At 72.4% G+C, this 18,348-nt stretch carries 14 protein-coding genes and 1 pseudogene; 6 read left to right on the forward strand and 9 right to left on the reverse strand.

All coding sequences use genetic code 11. The features are described from left to right. Nucleotides 1-3 precede the first annotated feature (3 nt). The 5 genes from ACZ9QC_RS39575 to ACZ9QC_RS39595 all read left to right on the forward strand — a co-directional run bounded on the left by ACZ9QC_RS39575 (nt 4) and on the right by ACZ9QC_RS39595 (nt 4,567). Nucleotides 4-717, forward strand: coding sequence for a nucleotidyltransferase family protein (locus ACZ9QC_RS39575; RefSeq protein ID WP_472917523.1), 714 nt, complete (start codon nt 4-6; stop codon nt 715-717). A 7-nt stretch (nt 718-724) separates the two neighbouring features. Next, the gene (locus ACZ9QC_RS39580) at nt 725-1,684 is read left to right on the forward strand and encodes an NAD-dependent epimerase/dehydratase family protein (RefSeq protein WP_472917524.1); all 960 of its coding nucleotides are present in this window, start codon (nt 725-727) and stop codon (nt 1,682-1,684) included. Further along, on the forward strand, nt 1,681-2,343 hold the full coding sequence (locus tag ACZ9QC_RS39585; RefSeq protein ID WP_472917525.1) for a spherulation-specific family 4 protein: 663 nt from the start codon (nt 1,681-1,683) through the stop codon (nt 2,341-2,343). Before ACZ9QC_RS39580 ends, ACZ9QC_RS39585 begins: the two co-directional genes overlap by 4 nt. Beyond that, a complete protein-coding gene (locus tag ACZ9QC_RS39590; RefSeq protein WP_472917526.1) occupies nt 2,340-3,143 on the forward strand; it encodes an endo alpha-1,4 polygalactosaminidase in 804 nt (267 codons plus the stop codon). Before ACZ9QC_RS39585 ends, ACZ9QC_RS39590 begins: the two co-directional genes overlap by 4 nt. Before the next feature lie 194 nt (nt 3,144-3,337). Beyond that, nucleotides 3,338-4,567, forward strand: coding sequence for a PP2C family protein-serine/threonine phosphatase (locus ACZ9QC_RS39595; RefSeq protein WP_472917527.1), 1,230 nt, complete (start codon nt 3,338-3,340; stop codon nt 4,565-4,567). Between the two features lie 70 nt (nt 4,568-4,637). Here the strand turns inward: ACZ9QC_RS39595 and ligA are convergent, their stop codons facing one another. The 5 genes and pseudogenes from ligA to ACZ9QC_RS39620 all read right to left on the reverse strand — a co-directional run bounded on the left by ligA (nt 4,638) and on the right by ACZ9QC_RS39620 (nt 12,850). Then, on the reverse strand, nt 4,638-6,761 hold the full coding sequence (gene ligA / locus ACZ9QC_RS39600) for an NAD-dependent DNA ligase LigA (protein ID WP_472917528.1): 2,124 nt from the start codon (nt 6,759-6,761) through the stop codon (nt 4,638-4,640). 49 nt (nt 6,762-6,810) lie between these two features. Further along, nucleotides 6,811-6,894: pseudogene (locus tag ACZ9QC_RS39605) on the reverse strand (VOC family protein); the annotation flags it as partial. A 107-nt stretch (nt 6,895-7,001) separates the two neighbouring features. Continuing rightward, nucleotides 7,002-8,456, reverse strand: a complete 1,455-nt coding sequence (locus ACZ9QC_RS39610) for a glyceraldehyde-3-phosphate dehydrogenase (RefSeq protein ID WP_472917529.1) — start codon at nt 8,454-8,456, stop codon at nt 7,002-7,004. A 34-nt stretch (nt 8,457-8,490) separates the two neighbouring features. Then, complete coding sequence (locus ACZ9QC_RS39615; protein WP_472921940.1) at nt 8,491-11,409, reverse strand: helix-turn-helix transcriptional regulator; 2,919 nt, start codon at nt 11,407-11,409, stop codon at nt 8,491-8,493. A 151-nt stretch (nt 11,410-11,560) separates the two neighbouring features. After that, on the reverse strand, nt 11,561-12,850 hold the full coding sequence (locus tag ACZ9QC_RS39620) for an alpha-L-fucosidase (RefSeq protein WP_472917530.1): 1,290 nt from the start codon (nt 12,848-12,850) through the stop codon (nt 11,561-11,563). Between the two features lie 406 nt (nt 12,851-13,256). Here ACZ9QC_RS39620 and ACZ9QC_RS39625 point away from each other — a divergent pair, with 406 nt between their 5' ends. Further along, nucleotides 13,257-13,679 carry an SseB family protein gene (locus ACZ9QC_RS39625; RefSeq protein WP_472917531.1) on the forward strand — a complete coding sequence of 141 codons (423 nt, stop codon included), beginning with the start codon at nt 13,257-13,259 and terminating at the stop codon, nt 13,677-13,679. A 72-nt stretch (nt 13,680-13,751) separates the two neighbouring features. Here ACZ9QC_RS39625 and ACZ9QC_RS39630 read toward each other — a convergent pair whose 3' ends face one another. From ACZ9QC_RS39630 to ACZ9QC_RS39645, 4 genes are all read right to left on the reverse strand, one after another. Next, nucleotides 13,752-14,153: a MarR family winged helix-turn-helix transcriptional regulator gene (locus ACZ9QC_RS39630; protein WP_472917532.1), complete on the reverse strand. Its 402-nt coding sequence runs from the start codon at nt 14,151-14,153 to the stop codon at nt 13,752-13,754. A 70-nt stretch (nt 14,154-14,223) separates the two neighbouring features. Further along, the gene (locus tag ACZ9QC_RS39635) at nt 14,224-14,577 is read right to left on the reverse strand and encodes a VOC family protein (protein ID WP_472917533.1); all 354 of its coding nucleotides are present in this window, start codon (nt 14,575-14,577) and stop codon (nt 14,224-14,226) included. Continuing rightward, nucleotides 14,574-16,928, reverse strand: a complete 2,355-nt coding sequence (glgB, locus tag ACZ9QC_RS39640; protein ID WP_472917534.1) for a 1,4-alpha-glucan branching enzyme — start codon at nt 16,926-16,928, stop codon at nt 14,574-14,576. The genes ACZ9QC_RS39635 and glgB overlap by 4 nt, the downstream gene beginning before the upstream one ends. Before the next feature lie 4 nt (nt 16,929-16,932). After that, a complete protein-coding gene (locus ACZ9QC_RS39645; RefSeq protein WP_472917535.1) occupies nt 16,933-18,321 on the reverse strand; it encodes a maltokinase N-terminal cap-like domain-containing protein in 1,389 nt (462 codons plus the stop codon). Nucleotides 18,322-18,348 lie beyond the last annotated feature (27 nt).

Below are 18,348 nucleotides of genomic sequence, written 5' to 3' on the forward strand. Positions count from 1 at the left end.
ACCATGCACGCAGTGATCCTGGCGGGAGGCAAGGGCGTCCGGCTGCGGCCCTACACGACCGCGCTGCCGAAGCCGCTCGTCCCCATCGGCGACCAGCACGCCATCCTGGAGATCGTGCTGCGCCAGCTCTCCACGGCCGGCTTCACCCACGTCACCATCGCCATCGGTCACCTCGGCGAGATCATCCGTGCCTACGTCGGCGACGGCTCGCAGTGGGGCCTGACCGTCGACTACGCCCCCGAGGAGAGTCCGCTGGGCACCATGGGCCCGCTGCTCAACCTGCGCGAGAAGCTGCCCGAGTCGTTCCTCGTGATGAACGGCGACATCCTCACCGACCTCGACTACGCCGACGTCCTGCGCCGACACCGGGATTCCGGGGCGCCGCTCACCATCGCCACCTACACCCGCGAGGTCCACATCGACTTCGGTGTCCTGACCACGCACGACAGCAAGGTCGTCGCCTTCACCGAGAAGCCGAGCATGGACTACCGCGTCTCCATGGGCGTCTACGGCGTCTCCCGCTCCACCCTGGAGGGCTACACCCCCGGACTGCCGCTGGGCTTCGACGAGTTGGTCCTGGACCTGATAAGAGCTCAGAACCAGCCGCACGCCTACGACTTCGACGGGTACTGGCTGGACATAGGCCGACCGGACGACTACGACCGGGCCAACGCCGAGTTCACCACCCGCAAGTCGCTTCTGCTCAAGGGAGCCTGAGCACCACATGCGCATTCTCGTCCTGGGTTTCACCGGCTATCTGGGCACCCATGTCGTCGAGGGGCTGCGCTGCCTGCCGGGCGCGCTGGTCCTCGGCGGCGGCCGTGCGCCGACCGCCGACCACGCCGTCGACCTCGCGACGGTCAGCCGTACGGACCTGGCGAAGACCCTGGCATCGGCCGCGCCCGACACCGTGGTCAACTGCGCGGGCGCGACCGGCGGCGACCCCGTCACCCTCGCCGAGGTCAACGCCAGGGGCGCCGCCGTCCTGTGTGCGGCGCTCCGCGATGCCGCGCCCGGCGCCCGGCTGGTGCACCTGGGCTCGGCAGCCGAGTACGGGCCCGGCGTCGCGGACGTGCGGGTGACCGAATCGGCGGCCACCCGTCCGGTCGCCCCCTACGGCGCGACCAAGCTCGCGGGCACGGTCGCCGTCACCACCTCCGGCCTGGACGCGCTGGTGCTGCGGGTCGGCAACCCGGTCGGCCCCGGGGCACCCCCGACCGGCCTCCCCGGCCGCATCGCCACGCTCCTCCGCAGCGCCGGCTCCGACCCCGACGCGGTCCTGCCCCTGGGCGACCTCTCCGCGTACCGCGACTTCGTCGACGTCCGCGACGTCACCCGAGCGGTCGTCCTCGCCGCCACGGCCCCCGGCCCGCTGCCGCCCGTCCTCAACATCTCCGGCGGCCGAGCCGTCCCGGTCCGCACCCTGGTCCGGCTCCTGTCCGAGAAGGCCGGCTTCCGAGGGCGGATCACGGAGAACGCGACGGCCGGGCGTGCGGCCGACGCTCACCCGGCCGGGTCGGTCCGGTCGGCGGAGGTGTCGTGGCAGTGCTCCGACATCACCGCCGCCGAGGCGGCCCTCGGCTGGCGTCCGGCCCACAGCCTGGACGACGCGCTCACCGCGCTGTGGGAGAGCGGACGGGAAGACAACGGCGGGGGCGGCGAGAAAGGTGACCGTACGTCGTGAGTCTGCTGATCCCGCTCTACGTCCACCCGGCCGAGGACCCGGGCGCCTGGCACCGGCTGATCACGGCGGCGCCCCGCACCTACGCCGTCGTCCTCAACCCCGCGAACGGCCCCGGCGACGTCCCCGACCCCGCGTTCACCGCGGCGGCCGGGGCCCTGCGCGCGGCCGGGGCCCGGCTGCTCGGCTACGTCGACACCGACTACGGGGTGCGCGACCGCGCCGAGATCGCCGACGACGTACGCCGTCACCGGGAGTGGTACGCGGCCGACGGCTGCTTCCTCGACCAGGTGACGGCCACCCCGGACGGCCTGCCCGACTGCCGCAGGCTCGTCCGTGCCGTCCGCCGGCTCGGCGCCGCCACCGTCGTCCTCAACCCCGGGGTCCACCCGGCCCCGGGATACGCCCGTCTCGCCGACCTGACCGTCACCTTCGAGGGCCACTGGTCGACGTACGTGTCGGCGTTCAGCCGGCCCGCCTGGGCCGCCCGCCACCCGCCCGAGCGGCTCTGTCACCTCGTCTACGGCGTCCCCGAGGCCCTCGTCCCGCTCGCCGTGCGCACCGCGCACGACCGGGGTGCCGCCGTCTGCGGCCCGGTGACCGGGGAACCTCCCAACCCCTGGGCCCAGTTGACGCCCGCTCTCACCGGGACGGACCGATGAGGAGGCCGACGTTCGCGTACGCGGCACTGCTGGCAGCCCTGGTGGCCTCGGCCCTGGCGGGCTGCGGCGACTCCGAGCCGGACAACGAGTCCACGTCCGGGCCGCGTTGGAAACCCCGGCCCGGTCTCGCTTGGCAGTGGCAGCTGGACGGCAGGGTCGACCCCTCGGCGGACGTCCCCGTCTACGACATCGACGGCTTCGAGAACTCCGCCGAGGACGTGGCCCGGCTGCACCGGGACGGCCGCAAGGTCATCTGCTACATCAACGTCGGCGCCTGGGAGGACTTCCGGCCCGACAAGGACGCCTTCCCGCGCTCGCTGCTCGGCGAGGAGAACGGCTGGGCGGGCGAACGCTGGCTGGACATACGGCAGGTCGACGTCCTGCGGCCCCTCATGGAACGCCGCTTCGACATGTGCCGGGACAAGGGCTTCGACGCGGTGGAGCCCGACCTGATGGAGGGCTACGGCGACGACACCGGCTTCCCCCTCACCGCGCGCGACCAGCTGACCTACAACCGCATGATCGCGGACATCGCCCACGAGCGCGGCCTGGCGGTGGGCCTGAAGAACGACCTGCCCCAGATACCCCAGCTGCTGGCCGACTTCGACTTCGCGGTCAACGAGGAGTGCGCCCAGTACGACGAATGCGCGCGGCTCTCGCCCTTCATCGAGGCCGGCAAGGCGGTGTTCCACGTGGAGTACACCGAACCCAGGAGCCGCTTCTGCGCGGAGTCCCGCAGGCTCGGGCTCTCCTCCATGGTCAAACGACTGGAGCTGGGGGTGTGGCGGCAGCCATGCTGAGCGCGGGCCGCACGGCCGGCGCCCGAGTGCGACTGTCCGTCGTCGATCAGGGATCGGGCACCCGCGACGTTGTGTCGTCGCTCGTGCAACCATGCGTGACCGGGCCGTTCTCCTGGAACGAGAACCGCGCTCACCCGGCTCTCGGCTCCTATGGTGGAGATCACAGGCTGGCGACGGACGCTGAGGCGGCGACCATGGCGGATACGGCGATCGACTACGCGGCGGTGTTCCAGGCACTGCCGGGCATGGTGGCGCTGCTGACACCCGAGCTGGTGTACGCGGACGCGAACGAGGAGTTTCTACGGATGTCGGGGCGCACCCGCGAGCAGGTGGTGAACCGGTACCTCTTCGACGTCTTCCCCGACAATCCCCAGGACCCGTCCGCGAGCGGGATGCGGAACCTGGCGGCCTCGCTCAGCCGCGTGGTGGAGACCGGCGAGCGGGACTCGATGGCGTTGCAGCGCTACGACGTGGAGTCGGTGGAGCGGCCGGGGGAGTGGGAGGAGCGGTACTGGAGCCCCGTGAACGCGCCGGTGTTCGACTCCGACGGGAAGGTGGTGCTGCTGATCCACAAGGTGGAGGAGGTCACCGAGCTGATCCGCGCCCGTGAGCGCGCCCCCGGCGACCGGGCCCGCGTCATGGAGGCCGAGCTTCACACCCGGGCGCGGGAGCTGCAGGAGGTCAACGAACGGCTGCGCGAGGCGCACGCCCACGAACGGGAGGTCGCGCTCGCCCTGCAGAAGGCGATGCTGCCAGCGCCCCACCCGATCGGGGACCATCGGGCGGCCGTCCGCTACCAGCCGGCGACGGACGCCCTGAACGTGTGCGGCGACTGGTACGACCTGGTCGACCTGTCCGGCGTCGACCGTGTCGGCATCGCCGTCGGTGACGTGGTCGGTCACGGTCTGGCCGCCGCCTGTGTCATGGGCAAACTCCGCAGCGCGCTGAGCGCCGCGTCCCTGGTGGCCGACGGTCCCGCCCAGGCACTGGACGCGCTCGGCCTGTACGCCCGCTCCGTCGACGGCGCCGAGAACACCACCGTCGTGCAGACCTGCGTCGACTGGGACACCCACACCATCACCTACAGCAGCGCCGGCCATCTGCCGCCCGCCCTGCTGTGCCGTGACGGCACGGTCGTCTTCCTCGACGGGGCCACCGACCCGCCGCTCGGCGCCCGCCCCGAGCACATCCCCCGCCCCGAGGCCACCCTCGACTTCACCGAGGGCGACACCCTGGTCCTCTACACGGACGGTCTGATCGAACGCCGTGACGAGGACATCGACGCCAGCCTCGGCCGCCTCGCCGAGGCGCTCACCCGCCATCGCCGCTCCGCTCCCGAGCTGCTCGCCGACGCCCTGCTCCTCGACCTCCTCCACCACGGCCGCGCCACCGACGACACGGCCCTCGTGATCCTTCGGCTGTGAGACGCAGGGCCGATGGCCGCCACGGGCACCGCCCGCCGAGCCACCCCGAGGCGCCGACGCGTGACGCCGTTCACCGCGGCGTCACGACCGGTCGGTCCAGGAAGTCGGCCACCAGCGCGGCGAACTCGTCCGGGTCGGCCAGGCGGATGCCGAGGGCCTCGGCCTTGGCGCGCTTGGAGCCGGCGTTCTCCCCCGCGACGACCAGGGACGTCCTCTTGGAGACGCTGGAGGAGGCGCGGCCCCCGGCGCGTTCGACGAGTTCGTTCATCTGGTTGCGGCTGAGCTTCTCCAGGACGCCGGTCATCGCGCCCGTGACCACCACGGCCATCCCGGCGAGCGGCCCGCCCGCGGCCCCGGCGCCCTCCTCGGCGGCGGAGTTCTCGGTGTCGGGGGAGTCCTCGTCGGCCGGCGCGGGAGGTGTGGCGCCCGGCTCGGTCATGTTCACCCCGGCCGCCACGAGCTTGTCGATGAGCGGGGCGAGTTCGGCGAGCTCGGCCACGATCGACGGGGCCTTCTCGGTGCCGATGCCCTCGACCCGCTGGATGGCCTCGGCGTCCGCGGCCCGGATGTTCTCCATGGTGGCGAAGTGGCGGGCGATACGGCGGGACATGGAACGTCCGGTGCCCCGCACCCCCAGCGCGCACAGCACCCGCGACAACGGCCGCCCCTTGGCCGTCTCCAGCGCGGCGAGGAGATTGTCGGTGCTGGTCTCCCCCATGCGCTCCAGCCCGAGGAGCTGCTCCCGGGTGAGGGCGAACAGGTCCGCGAGGTCGGCCACCAGGCCCGCCTCGACGAGCTGGACCACCCGTGTGTGACCGAGCCCCTCCACATCGAGCTGGTCGCGGCCGACGGCGTACGACAGGGACGCCACCAGATGGCAGTTGCGGCCGTTCTCACAGCGCCAGCGCTGCTCGCCGGTGTCGATGCCGGAGCCGCATCTGGGGCACACCTCGGGGAACACGATGGGCTGTTCCTCGCCCGTGCGCAGATGGGCGACGGGCGCCTCCACGCGGGGGATCACGTCACCGGCGCGGTGCACCATGACATGGTCGCCCAGCCGCAGGTCGCGGCGCGTGATGTCGGCCGGGTTGTGCAGGGTGGCGTACGTGATGGTGGAGCCGTCGATCTCGACGGGTTCCAGCACACCGCGCGGCGCGATGATGCCGGTGCGGCCGACGTTCCACTGCACCTCCAGCAGCCGCGTGATCTTCTCGACGGCCGGCAGCTTGTAGGCGATCGCCCAGCGCGGGGCGCGCGAACCGGACCCGGCGGCCCGCTGGTCGGCGGCCAGGTCGGCCTTGACGACGATCCCGTCGATCCCGAAGGGCAGCCCGGCCCGCAGCGCGGCGATCTCCGTCACCCGGGCGAGCACCTCCTCGACGGAGGCGGCGGTGACACCGGGCACGGCCGTGCTCGCGGTGGTGTTGACGCCCAGTTCGGCGGCCCGGGACATCAGCTCGCTGTGGGCGAGTTCGGTCAGCCGGTCGGCGTCGGCGGCGTCCGTGCCCGGCAGGGCCAGCAGCCCGTACCCGAAGAACGTCATCGGCACGGTGTAGGCACGCTCCCTGGCGCGCAGGGTGCCCGCCGCGGCGTTGCGCGGGTTCGCGAACGGCTGCCCGCCGTGCTCGGTGCGTATCTCGTTGGCGTGCTCGAACTGGGCGGTGGTCATGAGGACTTCGCCCCGCACCTCCACCGTGACCGGCTCGGCGAGCTCGTCCGGCAGCCCCTCGATGGTGCCGATGGCGTGCGAGACGTCCTCCCCGGCCGTCCCGTCGCCACGGGTGATCAACCGCGTGAGCCGGCCCCGTGTGTAGCGTGCGGCGACCGCGAGGCCGTCGAGCTTGGGCTCCACGCTGAACCGCTCCACGTCGTGCCCGACACGCCGGGCCAGCGACGCCGTCCACGCGGTGAACTCCTCGCCCGAGAACACGTTGTCCAGGCTCAGCATCGCCACCGTGTGGGGCACGTCCCCCTCGACCGCGCCACCGGCGACCTTGCCGGTGGGCGAGTCGGGGAGGATCAGATCGGGGTGCTCGGCCTCCCACGCCGCGATGCCGCGCACGAGCCGGTCGTAGGTGTCGTCGTCCAGCGCCGACGTACCCCCGGTGTAGTAGGCGGCTGAGGCCCGCACCGCGTCCTCGACTGCCTGTGCGTAGGCGGCGGCATCCACGATCACTGCAGCTGATGTCGTCATGCCCCCATCCTGCCGCCCACCACTGACAACGCCCCCGCACGCAGAAGTGGTCGGTGGGATCCTCGGTGAACTCGACGCCCTTGCCGAGGAGGGTCTCGTAGGTCTTGCGGCAGTCGTCCGTGCTGGGGACCAAGCCCGATTCAAGACCTTCCGAAGGGTTCCGTGGAACGCGAACCGCCCGCCGGGCGGAAAGCCCGGCGGGCGGCCGGTGTCACGTGGGAGGCCCCTCGGCCGGGTGGATCAGACCGCCGGCGCCGGGTAGGTCGGATACTCCACCCCGGAGACGTGCTGGACGACCCGGATGACCTGGCAGGAGTAGCCGAACTCGTTGTCGTACCAGAGGTAGAGGATCGCGTTGTCGCCGTCGACCTTGGTGGCACCGGCGTCGACGATCGAGGCGTGGCGGGAGCCGATGAAGTCGCTGGAGACCGAGTCGGGCGCGTTGGTGAAGTCGATCTGGCGCTTGAGCGGCGAGGTCAGCGAGACGCCCCGGAGGTAGTCGAGGACCTCCTCGCGGTCCGTCTCGCGGCCGAGGCGCAGGCTGAGGATCGCGATCGACACGTCCGGGACGGGGACGCGGATCGAGCTGCCGGTGATCGGCGCCTTCAGGTCGGGCAGCGCCTTGGCGACGGCCGAGGCGGCACCCGTCTCGGTGATGACCATGTTGAGCGGCGCGGAGCGGCCACGCCGGTCCGACTTGTGGTAATTGTCCAGCAGGTTCTGGTCGTTGGTGAACGAGTGGACGGTCTCCACGTGACCGCGCAGCACACCGAACTCGTCGTCCATCGCCTTCAGCGGCGGCACGATCGCGTTGGTGGTGCAGGACGCGCAGGACAGGATCTGCTCGTCCGGCTTGACCGTGTGGTGGTTGACGCCGTGCACGATGTTCGGGACGTCGCCCTTGCCGGGCGCGGTCAGCACGACCTTGTCGATGCCGGGCCGCAGGTGCTTCGACAGGCCCTCGCGGTCGCGCCACTTGCCCGTGTTGTCGATGAGGATGGCGTTCTTGATGCCGTACTCGGTGTAGTCGACCTCGGACGGGTCGCCGGCGTAGATCACCTTGATCTCGTTGCCGTTGGCGTTGATCGTGCTGGTGGCCTCGTCGACGGTGATCGTGCCCTGGAACTGGCCGTGGATGGAGTCCCGGCGCAGCAGCGAGGCGCGCTTGACGATGTCCTCTGCGGCCCGCCCCCCGCCGCCGCGCACCACGATGGCCCGCAGCCGCAGACCGTTGCCGGAGCCGGCCTTCTCGATGAGCAGGCGGGCGACGAGGCGGCCGATGCGACCGAAGCCGTAGAGGACGACGTCGCGGCCCTCGCCGCCCTCGATCTTGTTGGCGCCGGTGGCGCCGGCGACGGCCTCGGCGGTGAACTCCGCGACCGACAGTCCCCGGTCGTCAGCCTGGTAGGCCTCGGCGAGCAGGCCGATGTCGATCTGCGAGGGACCGAGGTCGAGCGTGGTGAGGGCCTGGAGGAACGGCAGGGTGTCGGTGACCGAGAGCTCCACGCCGGCGATCTGGCGGGCGAACCGGTGGGTCTTCAGGATGCTGACCACCGACTTGTTCACCAGGGAGCGGCTGTGCAGCAGAACCGTCACGTCCCGCTCGCGGTGCAGCTTCCCGATGATCGGGATCATCGATTCCGCGATCTCCTCGCGGTGCTTCCAGACGGTGAACGAGTCCTCGTTACGAGTCACAGGTTTATCTTTCGAGCTAGGCGGCGCTCATATGCTAACCACCCCGCTCGGAGGAGACGTACCGAGGGGGTGCAGATCGCATCCATCCCTCGGTGCCAACGGGCTCAGGCGCCGCCCTCGCGCAGTCCTCGCGGGTCTGGAGGGCCGCCAGTGCCGCCCGTGACGTGACGCCCGTCTTGCGGTAGATGCGGGACAGGTGGGTCTCGACCGTGCGCGGGCTGAGGAAGAGTCGCTCGGCGATGGCGGGACTGGTCAGGCCCTGCGCGACGAGGGCGGCGATCTCCCGCTCCCGCGCCGACAGCACGGCCAGCTCCGCGGCGGCCCCGCCGCGCGACGGCGTGCCGGCGTCCCCGCCTGTGCCCTGGGACGTCGCCGACTCCACGAAGACCGCCGGGCGGATCGCCTCCGCGAGGCCCGTCAGCAGGTGGGCGCCGGTCCCCTCACTCAGCCGCACGGCCCGCTCCCACATGGCGCGGGCGCGGGCCGGGCGCCCCGCCGACGCGGTCAGGGGCGCACCCATCAGCAAGGTCTGCGTCTCCCACAGCTTGCCCCGACCCCGGGCCGCCTCCTCGGCGGCCCGCTCGAACAGCTCGGCCGCGGCTGCCGGATCGCCGTCGGCCAACGGCACATGCGCCCGGCTGCGCAGCGCCGACGCCCGCTGTGCCACCAGACCGAGCCGTTCCGCCTCCTTGCGGGCGCGTTCCGCCCACTGCCGGGCCTCGTCCGGGTTCCCGACGGCCACCGCGGCGGAGACGAGGATCTCGATGAACAACGGCCGCATGCTCGGCTGCAGACCGGCCAGATCCTCCCCGCCCGCCCGCAGCACCGCCGCCCGGGCCCGCGCCGGATCTCCGGCGTGCAGTGCGGCGAACCCCAGCACGCACCACGCGATGGACGCCCACCAACCCGTGCCGGCACCGGCCCGGGCGACGGCCTCCTCGGCCACGGCCAGCGCACCACCGTCCCCCGGCGCGAGCGCGGGGATCAGCGCCTGGGCCTTGGACGCCAGGACGAAGGCGAGCAGTTCGTCGCTGCCGATGCCCCGCGCGATCGTCTCCGCCTCCTCCGCGAGTTCCAGGGCCGACCCCAGCCGCAGTGTCATGACGTGGAGGTGGGACCGGCACAGCAGCAGGTGCGGCACCACATAGAGCAGACCGCCCCGGCGGGCGATCACGAGACCGCGCTCCGCGTGCCGCTCGGCGTCGGCGTACCGCTCCAGGAACGCCTCCGCCCAGCTGAGCCGGGCCAGGGGTTCGCACAGGCCGGCGAGATCCTGGTCGGTGAGGGAGTCGATGAGCGCGGCCGCCCGGTCGGTCGCCTCGGCGGCGGCCTCGATGTCGCCCTCGTACGCCCTCCCGAGCGCGGTGACGGCGAGCGCTCCCGCCTCCGCGACCTCGTCGCCGAGCGACCGGGCCAGCTCCAGGGTGCGGGCCACTTCGTCGTGCACGTCCGGGTACGAGCTGGCGTGCGGCGCGGAGGAGCCCAGCTCCAGGCCGAGCCGGACGGTCTCGGCGGGGGAGAGGTCGGCGCCCCGGGCCAGTTCGCGACGGAGCAGGGCCACGGCCTCCGTGTACCGGCCGAGATGGCGCTCCATCACCGCGCACAGGGTGACGGCCAGGGCGCGCGCGCCGTCGTCGGTGCCCGGCGGCGACAGGCTGATCACCTCGTGCAGCAGGTCCCGGCTCTCGCGCAGTCCGCCGCAGGCGCCGAGGGCCTCGGCCCGGCGCAGCATCAGATCCCGGCGCGGCACGCTGTGCGCCGATCCCTCGGGCAGATGGGCGAGGGCGACGCCGAGCCAGTGGGCGCTGCTCGCGGGCGCGGTCGCGGCGGCCTGCCGGGCGGCCTCCGTGAGCACGGCCACGGCATCCGGGTCGAAGCCGGTCAGCGCCCGCTCCACATGGTGCGCCCGCTCGCTGACCGGCGCCCCGATCCGGGCCAGTTCGACGGCGGCGAGGTGGTGCATCCGGGTGCGCAGCGTGGGATCGATGCTGTCGTGGACGAGGGACCGCAGCACCGGATGCCGGAGCGTCCAGCGGCCGTCGGGCCCCGGCCGCGCGAGATCCCGGGCTGTCAACTCGCCGAAGTCCGCGTCGAGTTCGTGCTCGGGTCGGCCGGTGACGGCCGCCACCAGAGCGGGTGCGGCGTGGTCGCCGAGCACGGCCACGGCCTGGACCGTCCGGCGCGGGCCGTCGGTGAGGGGCGTCAGTTCGTCCAGCAGCAGCGAGCTGAGCCCCGCCGGTCTGCCGGCCTGGAGCAGGGCGAGGAAGTACAGAGGGTTGCCCTCGCTGGCGGTGTACAGCTCGGCGGCGAGGCCGGCCGGGCGGTCGGGGGCCAGCGCCGCGAGGCAGGCGTCGCGGTCCAGAGGGCCCAGTTCGAGCCGGAGCACCGTCCCGGCCTCCACACCCCGGGTGAGGGAGGCCGCGAGCCGGGGCGCGGTCTGCCGTTCACGCCGGGCCACCACGATCACCACGGGGGCGCGCCGCGGCGGATGCCGGACGAGGTGGTCGAGGAGTTCCAGGGAGGCCGGGTCGGCCCAGTGCACGTCGTCGAGGGCCACCACGAGACCGTCGCCCGCGCGCGCTGTCCGGGCCAGGAAGGCCGCCGCCGCGCGTTGCAGGGCGAAACGGTCCATGCTGTGGACCTCGGTGAACGGCGACGGGATACCGGTCTCGGTGTCGAGGTCGGCGAGGGCGTCGGCGAGGGGCTGGTAGGGCAGGTGCCGCTCGTACTCGGTCGCCCGGCCGCGCAGCACCGTCATGCCCCTGTCCCGCGCCCGTGCGCAGAACTCGGAGACCAGCCTGCTCTTGCCGATGCCCGCCGCGCCGGTGACATCGACGACCGCGGGACCGGTCACGGCCCCGCGGTGGTGGCCGGTCCCGCGGTCGTGGCCGGTCCCGGTGAGTGCGTCGAGTACGCCGGTGAGGCGGGCCAGCTCGGTCTCCCGGCTCACCAGAGGAGCCACGTCCCACGGCAATGCGATTCCCCCCGAAGCGGGCCCGGGGCCGTCCCGGGCCGATCCGGAGGTTCATGAACGCGAACCTCCGGTCGATTCCCGAGGATTGTACGTAGCCGCCGACATGTCCCGGCCGACGTGTCCCCGCCGGTCAGTCGCGGCCCGAGCCCCGGTAGAGGTCCAGCTCACCCTCCAACTCCACGGCGAGGACGGTCGCGTACGGATCGAGGTCGGCCTGGGCGGGCGCGTCGATCCACGTCACGCCGGGCACCGCGTCGAGACCGCCGACGACCCGGTGGTCCAGCTCGGTGCCCGCGCCGACGACGGTGACTCTCTTGACCGGATTGCGCAGCCCCCGTACCGCCACGGACTCACGCGGTACGTCGAAGCACATCAGGTACAGGGTGCGCCGGTCGGCGGAGAGGGTGCTCGGACCGTAGTGGTGCCCTGCGGGGAGCCCGGCGACCGTGCCGTACACGGCGTCGGAGTGCCGCCCGATCCACGCCCCGAGCCCCTCCAGCCGCTCGACCTGCTCGGCGGGGATCGTCCCGTCCGCCCTCGGCCCGACGTCCAGCAGCAGATTGCCGCCCATGCCGATGGTCTCGGCGAAGTAACGCACCAGCTGCCGCACGGATTTGTGGTTGTGGTCCGCGTGCTGGAAACCCCATGAGTCGTTGATGGTCAGACACAACTCCCAGGGCCCTTCGGGCGCTTCGAGTGGCACACCCTGTTCCGGGGTGGCGTAGTCGCCGTACGAGAGCATGCGGGCGTTGAGCACGGTGTCCGGGTTCTCGCTGAGGATCAGCTGGGCCAACTCCCGCAGACGCCACTGCTGTTCGGTGCGTTCCCACTCGCCGTCGAACCACAGCAGGTCGGGGCGGAACCGCTCGACCAGCTCGCCCACCTGGCCGTCCCGGTAGGCGAGATAGCGGTCCCAGGCGGCCGGGTCCTCCTCGCCGGGGGCGGCGTGGGAGTAGGGATTGGCGTCGTTGCCGCCCGGGTGCTCGTTCGTCCACCGGTCGATCTCGGGGTGGCGGGCACTGGCGTAGTCGGGGTGGTTCCAGTCGGAGTGCGAGTAGTAGAGGCCGACCTTCAGGCCCCGTTCGCGCAGCGCGTCGACGTAGCCGGTGATCAGGTCCCGGGCCGCCGGCGTGCGACGCACGACGCCCAGGTCGCCGTGGGCGGAGTCCCACAGGGCGACACCGTCGTGGTGGCGTGCCGTGAGCACCGCGTACCTCGCGCCGACCCGGGCGAACAACTCGGCCCAGGCCGTGGGGTCGTACGCGGACGCGGTGAAGCCGTCGAGCTGTTTCATGTACTGCTCGTGCGTGACCTCGCCCCAGTAGAAGGACCAGGACTCCGGCACGCCGTCCACGGCGTAGATGCCGTAGTGGATGAAGATGCCCAGCTTGGCGTCGGGAAACCAGGGTTGCATGGTCATGCGGCCACGCTAGGACCGGGACCCCGGCGGGCGCGTGGGCGCGGGTCACCACTACTGGTTCATTTTCACCTGAATCGGGTGCCCGTCGAAGTCCCCGGGGCGCCTTCGGCGGAGCGCCGGCCCCGGGAAGATCGGCGCGGACAGGCCCTGCCTGAAATGACATCCGCGACGGCGCGGCGCACGGAGACCACGGCGGCGTCGGGCCAGTCCGAAGAGACATCCGGGGTGCCTTTGAGGTGACCGAACCCGTGGTGAGCGGGGCCCTCGGACCCCAGCGGCCCCTCGTGTCCCGTATGCATCGGCCAGGCAGAGGAATGCCCGCCCCGCCGTCGGGTACGCGAGGGGCGCAGCGCCCGGGACGGACGCCGTCCCGGGCGGCCTTTCCGCTACTAGCTGGGATCTTCCGATGGACATACCCGCCAATGGCCACACCCCGCCCCAGGCCGCCTCGCCGGCCCAGCGGGCGCTGACCGCGCTCGCCTTCGACACCCATGACACGGCCGCGCTCCACACGCTCGCCGACACCGACGTGCTGATCCCGGTCCCGGACGACGCCGACGAGGCGGCCGTCAACGATCCGACGGCCGTGGCGCTGCCCGTACTGGAGCAGCCCGGCGGCGAGCAGATCGTGCCGGTCTTCACCTCGGAGCCCGCGATGGCCGAGCTCCTGCCCTATGTGTCGCGCTACCGGCTGGTGCCCCTGGGCGCCCTGGCCTCCCAGTGGCCCACCGACGCCGACCTCTCCCTCACCATCGACGCCGGCTCCCCGTACGGCCTCACCCTCGACGCCCACGACGTGGGCACCCTCCTGGGAGGTCAAGGAATCTGATCCGCACGGGGGAAACTCGCCCGACGGACGAGGGGGCGGCCCGCAGACCGTTCCCGCGGCCCCGAGGGCGGGTCAGTCCTGCCGCAGCATGCGGGCCAGGACCTCACGCTGCAGGGGCTGGACCTGCGTGTGCAGCTCGCGGCCCTTGTCCGTCAGGGCCACCCACACACCCCGCCGGTCCTCCGCGCACACGGTCCGCTCCACCAGGCCGTCCTTCTCCAGCCGGCCGATCAGCCGGGACAGCGCGCTCTGGCTGAGGTGGACCTTCTCGGCGATGTTCTGCACCCGGCACAGGTCCCCGGACGCGCTCGCGGCCGCCATCCCCGACGCGAGGATGTCGAGCACCTCGAAGTCGCTGGCGCCCAGCCCGTGCGGATGCAGCACGCGGTCGATCTCGCACATCGTGCGGGCGTGCACGCACAGGATGTCCCGCCACTGGTCCTCGAGCCGGACACCGGTCGTGTTCGCTGCCATATGTGCACGGTAACAGAGGGCGAAACATTCGTTGTCCGTGCAACTAGTGCAGGTGCAACTGTCGCCGGCCCTACTTCGCCTCCGTGTCCTCCAGCAGCCCGATCAGATTGCCGTCCGCGTCCTTCACCGAGGCGATCAGCCGGCCGCCGCCCACGTCGTGGATGTCCTCCAGCGTCTGCGCACCGGCCTCCAGCAGCGCCGCGAACCTCGTGCGGATGTCGGTGACGTGCCAGTACGGCACCGGTCCGGTCATCCCCTTGGCGTGGCCGTTCGGGTCCAGCCCCACGTCCTGCCCCGCGTCCTTGAAGCCGACGTAGTAGGCCGAGTCCGCGTACGGCTCGACCTGCAGCAGGGCACTGAACAGGGCCTTCGCCCGAGCCAGGTCCTTGACGGGGTAGATGACGGTCTTCAGTCCGGCAGTCATGGCGCACTCCTACGGGGTGTATTCCGGTCGCTTGGATCAGTCCCCACGCTAGGGCGCACCACCGCCGCCGGGCTTCTCCGATCCTGATCGGTCGCCCCGGGGCCGGAGGACCGCTCGGGGCGGAGCCACACCGTGGCCAGCGGGGGCAGCGTCAGCCGCACACTGGCCGGCCGCCCGTGCCAGGCGTGCGGCTCGGCCTCGACGGGGTGGGGATGCGTGACCCCGCTGCCCCCGTAGACGGCCGCGTCCGTGTTCAGCACCTCGTGCCACACCGCCACGTCGTCCGGCACCCCGAGGCGGTAGTCCTCCCGCACCACCGGGCTGAAGTTCGAGACGGCCAGCAGCGGCGTCCCGTCCGCGGCGAGCCGCAGGAACGCGAAGACGTTGTCCTCGCCCGCGTCCGCACTCACCCACTGGAAACCGGCCGGGTCGGTGTCCCGCTGCCAGAGGGCCGGCGTATGGCGGTAGGTCGTGTTGAGGTCGCGGACGAGGTCTCGCACCCCTCGGTGGTCGGCCTCCGCGCCGTACCCCGGATCGAGCAGCCACCAGTCCGGCCCCTGAGCCTCCACCCACTCCCCGCCCTGGGCGAACTCCTGCCCCATGAAGAGGAGTTGCTTGCCGGGGTGGGCCCACATGAAGCCCAGGTACGCCCGGTGGTTGGCGCGCCGCTGCCACCAGTCGCCCGGCATCTTCGACACGAGCGCCCGCTTGCCGTGCACGACCTCGTCGTGGGAGATGGGCAGGACGTAGTTCTCGCTGTACGCGTACACCATCGAGAACGACATCTCGTTGTGGTGGTACTTGCGGTGCACGGGTTCGTGCTCCATGTAGCCCAGCGAGTCGTGCATCCACCCCATGTTCCATTTCAGCCCGAACCCCAGCCCGCCGCTGTCGGTCGGGCGGGTCACGCCGTCCCAGGCCGTGGACTCCTCCGCGATGGTCACCACCCCGGGCGCCCGCCGGTACACGGTGGCGTTCATCTCCTGGAGGAAGGCGACCGCGTCCAGATCCTCACGCCCGCCGAACACATTGGGCGACCACTGTCCGGAGTCCCGCGAGTAGTCGAGGTAGAGCATGGAGGCGACCGCGTCCACCCGCAGCCCGTCGACGTGGTACTCCTCGCACCAGTACACGGCGTTCGCCACGAGGAAGTTGCGCACCTCGGTGCGGCCGAAGTCGAACTCGTACGTCCCCCAGTCCGGATGCTCCGCCCGCCTGCTGTCCCCGGGCTCGTACAGCGGCTCCCCGTCGAAGCGGCCGAGCGCCCAGTCGTCCTTGGGGAAGTGGGCGGGCACCCAGTCCACGATGACCCCGATCCCGGCCCGGTGCAGGGCGTCGACCAGGTACTTGAAGTCGTCCGGGGTGCCGAGGCGGGCCGTCGGGGCGTAGAAGCCGGTGACCTGGTAGCCCCAGGAGCCACTGAACGGGTGCTGGGCGACCGGCATCAACTCGACATGGGTGAAGCCGAGGTCACTGACGTACCCGGGCAGCACATCGGCGAGTTGACGGTACGTCAGCCCCGGTCGCCAGGACGGGAGATGGATCTCGTACACGGAGAACGGCGCCTCGTGCACCGGGACGTCACCGCGCCGGGCCATCCACTCCGCGTCCCCCCACTCGTAGTGCGAGGCGTGCACGACGGACGCCGTCGCGGGGGGCACCTCCGCGCGGCGGGCCATCGGGTCGGCCTTCAGCAGACGCCGGCCGTCGCGCGCGGTGATCTCGAACTTGTAGAGGGCGCCCTCGCCCACCCCCGGCAGGAACAGCTCCCAGACCCCGGAGGAACCCAGGGACCTCATCGGGAACGCCGTCCCGTCCCAGCAGGCGAAGTCCCCGACCACCCGCACCCCCCGGGCGTTCGGCGCCCAGACGGTGAAGCGGGTGCCGGTGACGCCCTGGTGGGTCATGGGCTCGGCGCCGAGCGCCCGCCACAGCTGCTCGTGCCGCCCCTCCCGGATCAGATGCAGGTCCAGCTCACCGAGCGCGGGCAGGAACCGGTAGGGGTCCTCCACCTCGTGGTCGGCGTCCTCGTAGGACACGAACAGCGTGTACGCGGGCACGGCGTCGAGCGGCAGGAGCACGGAGAAGAGCCCGTCGCCCTCCGAGGCGAGATAGGTGCGCTCGCCCTCGATCAGGACGCTCACGGCGTGGGCGTACGGGCGCAGGGCCCGCACGGAGACCCCGCCGCCCGGCACCGGATGGGCGCCCAGCAGGGCGTGCGGATCGTGGTGCGCGCCGGAGAGCAGCCGTGTGCGCTCCTCGGGGGGCAGGGGCGGGGCGGCCACGGTCAGCCGGGGGCGGCGCCGGGGCGGACCGGCCGACTCGGGGGGCGTGGTGTCACGCAGAGCCACGGCTTCAGTCTCCTCTCACGGCGAGACGCTCGATCGCCGCCATCGGTACGGGGAGCCAGTCGGGACGGTGGCGGGCCTCGTAGAGGACCTCGTACACCGCCCGGTCCGTCTCGTAGGCGCGCAGCAGACCGTGCTTCTCGCGCGGGTCCCAGCCGGCGCGGGCGGCGTAGCCCGCGCAGTACTCCTCCCGGCAGCGGCGCGCCCACTCCGGGCGCCAGGGCCGGCGCTGCCGCGCGGCGTAGTCGAAGGAGCGCAGCATCCCGGCGATGTCCCGCACCGGAGACTGCGTGCCGCACCGCTCGGCGAGCGGACGGGACGGCTCCCCCTCGAAGTCGATGACGAACCAGTCGGGACCGGCCCGCAGCACCTGCCCGAGGTGCAGATCGCCGTGGACGCGCTGCGCGGGCGGCCCCGGGTCGCAGGCGAGCAGCGCGCGGAAGGCCGTGCGCAGCCCGGGGACGTACGGCCGCAGGGCCGGTACGGAGCGCGCGGCGGCGTCCAGCCGTTCGGTCATCGCGGCCGCCGTCCGCCCGTTCTCGTCGTGGGCCCCGGTGGGGAAGGCCGAGGCCAGCGCCAGATGCACCTCCGCCGTGGCCCGGCCCAGCTCACGGGCCTGCGCCGTGAAGTCCTGCCCGGCGGCGAGCGCGCCGAGCGCAAGCGTCCAGCCGTCCGACGCGTCGGGCAGGAACGGCTGCAGCACACCGAGCGTCGCCGGGAACGGATCGGTCGTCCGGAACCAGGCCACCGGTGCCGGCACCCGGCCGCACCCCTGCCCGGCCAGCGCGCCCGGCACCTCCAGATCGGGGTTCACCCCCGGCTGGATGCGCCGGAAGACCTTGAGGATGTACGCGTCCCCGTACACCAGCGAGGAGTTGGACTGCTCGGCGTCCAGCAGCCGGGGCGCCAGCCCGGCCGGCACCCGTGCGTCGGGGTCCGCCTCGAAACGCAGCGGGCCCGCCGAGCCGGGATGCCGCAGCCGTTCGAGGAGCAGCTCGGCCGACCGGGGGTCGTACAGCGCGTCGTACACCGTCAGACCGGCGAGCGGTCCCTCGTGCGCCTGCCCGATGAGCGCGCGGGCCAGGCGCGGCACCGGATGCTCACGCACTCCGAGCAGGAGCTGGTAGCAGTCGCCGGCCGGGGGCGGCCCGCCCGGCGCGGGCACCCCGCCGTGAGCGGGATGGCTCGGCTGACCGGTGTGCACGAGCAGATGCAGGCAGCCCGGATACAGCTCGGTCATCGACAGCAGGGCGAGCTCCGTGACCGGCCGGTCCTTGCCGGCGAACCAGCGCTGCCGCGGCAGCCATTCGCGCAGCATTCCCGCCAGCGAGGTCATGAGGCCGGCGGCGACCTCTTCGCCACTCGGCCGGAGCAGTGCGGATGCGGTCTTCGACATGGTGACGCGTCCTTTCGCCGGCCCGCG

This window comes from Streptomyces sp. HUAS MS02 (assembly GCF_055702265.1).